This is a genomic window from Pseudomonas sp. Ant30-3 (assembly GCF_000690905.1).
Lineage (GTDB): Bacteria > Pseudomonadota > Gammaproteobacteria > Pseudomonadales > Pseudomonadaceae > Aquipseudomonas.
In genome coordinates, this window is record NZ_JMCL01000145.1 from 1 (window position 1) to 2,323 (window position 2,323).

The following is a 2,323-nucleotide window of genomic DNA, read 5'->3' on the forward strand; positions in this document are numbered from 1 at the left end:
CGGCAGGCCGTGAGTCTGTGGGTCACGAGCAATTTCGGCGACCATGTTCAGCGCGATCGGCTTGACCGCCGAGCCGCAATAACCGCCGTGAGTGCTTTGGCTGCCGACGGTAGGGTAGGCGACCATGCGCTCCAGGTTGACGCTGGTAATCGAGTTGATCGTGTTGATCAACGACACCGCGTCCGCACCGCCACGATGCGCTGCGCGGGCCGCGACACGGATGTCGGTGATGTTCGGCGTGAGCTTGACGATCACGGGTAGCGAGCAGTGCGTCTTGCACCACCGCGTGACCTGCTCGACATACTCGGGCACCTGGCCGACGGCCGCGCCCATGCCGCGTTCCGGCATGCCGTGCGGGCAACCAAAATTCAATTCGATGCCATCGGCGCCAGTGGCTTCCACCAGCGGCAGAATGTATTTCCACGATTCTTCAACGCACGGCACCATCAGCGAAACGATCACCGCGCGATCCGGCCAGTCCTTTTTGACCTGAGTGATCTCCCGCAGGTTGATCTCCAGCGAGCGGTCAGTGATCAATTCAATGTTGTTGAAACCCAGCACTTCGCGATTGGCGCCGAAGTGTGCGGAGTAGCGCGAGGACACGTTGACCGCCGCCGGATCTTCCCCGAGGGTTTTCCACACGACGCCGCCCCAGCCGGCCTCGAATGCGCGAACCACGTTATAGGCCTTGTCGGTCGGCGGCGCGGAGGCCAGCCAGAACGGATTGGGTGATTTGATGCCAGCGAAAACAATCGACAGATCGGCCATTTACGCAGCCTCCACGTTAAGCATCAGTTGCGCGTTGATCGCCTCGGCGGCGAGTTTGCCGTGCTGTACGGCTTGCACGGTCAGGTCTTGATCGAGACTGGTGCAGTCGCCGCCGGCGTACACCCCGGGAATACTGGTGCGCAGGTTGGCGTCCACTTCAATGCGCTCGCCGATGCGTCTGAGCTCACGAGCCAGCGGGTCGGCGAGGGCACTTGAATCGAAGGCCTGGCCGATGGCTTTGAAGATAGCGTCAGCGGCCAGTTCGAAGGTTTCTCCTGTTGTTAGCAGGCGGCCTTCCACCAGCGTTGTCCGAGCGAAGCGCATGCCGCGCACGTGGCCGCTGTCGTCGAGCAGCACGTCTTGCGGTTGCGCCCACGTCAGCAACCGCACCTGATTGGCTTTGGCGATGTCCTGTTCGTGACCGGTCGCGCCCATGTCCTCGACACCGCGGCGGTAGACGAGATTGACGTCGCGGGCACCGAGACGCGCCATTTGCACGGCCATGTCGATGGCGGTGTTGCCAGCGCCGAGCACGATGCAACGGTCGGCCAGCGGCAGTTGCGTTAGATCGTCGGCCTGGCGCAATTCGCGGATGTAGTCGGTGGCGGCGAGCAGGCCCGGTGCCTCTTCGCAGGCAAGCCCCAGCTGTTTGCTGGCGGCCAGGCCGAGACCGAGGAACACGGCATCAAATTGCTGATGCAATTCGCTGAGGGTCAGGTTTTCCCCGAGTTTGTGCCCATGACGGATTTCGATCCCGCCGATCTGCAGGAGGAAATCGAGTTCCTTCTGCGCGTAATCGTCGACCAGTTTGTATTTGGCGATCCCGTATTCATTCAGTCCGCCGGCCTTCTCCCGAGCTTCGAAAATCACCACCTCATGCCCGTGCATGGCGCTGCGATGAGCGCAGGACAAACCGGCCGGACCGGCACCCACCACGGCGATGCGTTTGCCGGTAGCGGCCGCGCGCTGGAAGGGGTGGGCCTTGAAGTGTGCGTTGTCGACCGCGTAGCGCTGCAGCAAGCCGATCAAGACCGGCGCGCATTCCTGCGCGTTGTTGCGCACACAGGCTTGCTGGCAGAGGATTTCTGTCGGGCACACCCGCGCGCAGCTGCCGCCAAGGATGTTCGCCGAGAGAATTTTCTGCGCCGCGCCCTGGACGTTGTCCTGATGGATATTGCGGATGAAGGACGGAATGTCGATGTCGCTGGGACAGGCATTCACGCAAGGTGCGTCGTAGCAGTAGAGACAACGTGAGGCTTCCAGGTGCGCCTGGCGTGCGTTGAGCGGCGGCGCCAGATCGCTGAAATGGCTGGCGAGAGCGGCCGCATTTTCGTGCGGGTGCGGTAGATGGTTCAGGGTTTTGATCACGGTGTGGGCCTCAGGGTTGTTGAGGTGCTGCCTCTTGTGGGCAGTGATTGATCGTTCTCTTGTGGCGCGGGAGCTTGCTCCCGCTGGACTGCGCAGCAGGCCCAACTCTATTCACTCGCTCGTGCTGATACACCGAGTTGCCTGGTTTTAGGCCTGCTACGCAGTCCAGCGGGAGCAAGCTCCCTCG

Annotated in this window: 2 protein-coding genes; both read right to left on the bottom strand. The window is 62.2% G+C overall.

The features are described 5' to 3' along the window. Positions 1-768: NAD-dependent dihydropyrimidine dehydrogenase subunit PreA (preA, locus tag DU29_RS0126820; RefSeq protein ID WP_028624476.1), on the bottom strand; the 768-nt coding region annotated here is incomplete at its 3' end. After that, positions 769-2,136: an NAD(P)-dependent oxidoreductase gene (locus tag DU29_RS0126825; protein WP_028624477.1), complete on the bottom strand. Its 1,368-nt coding sequence runs from the start codon at positions 2,134-2,136 to the stop codon at positions 769-771. Positions 2,137-2,323: the final 187 nt, after the last annotated feature.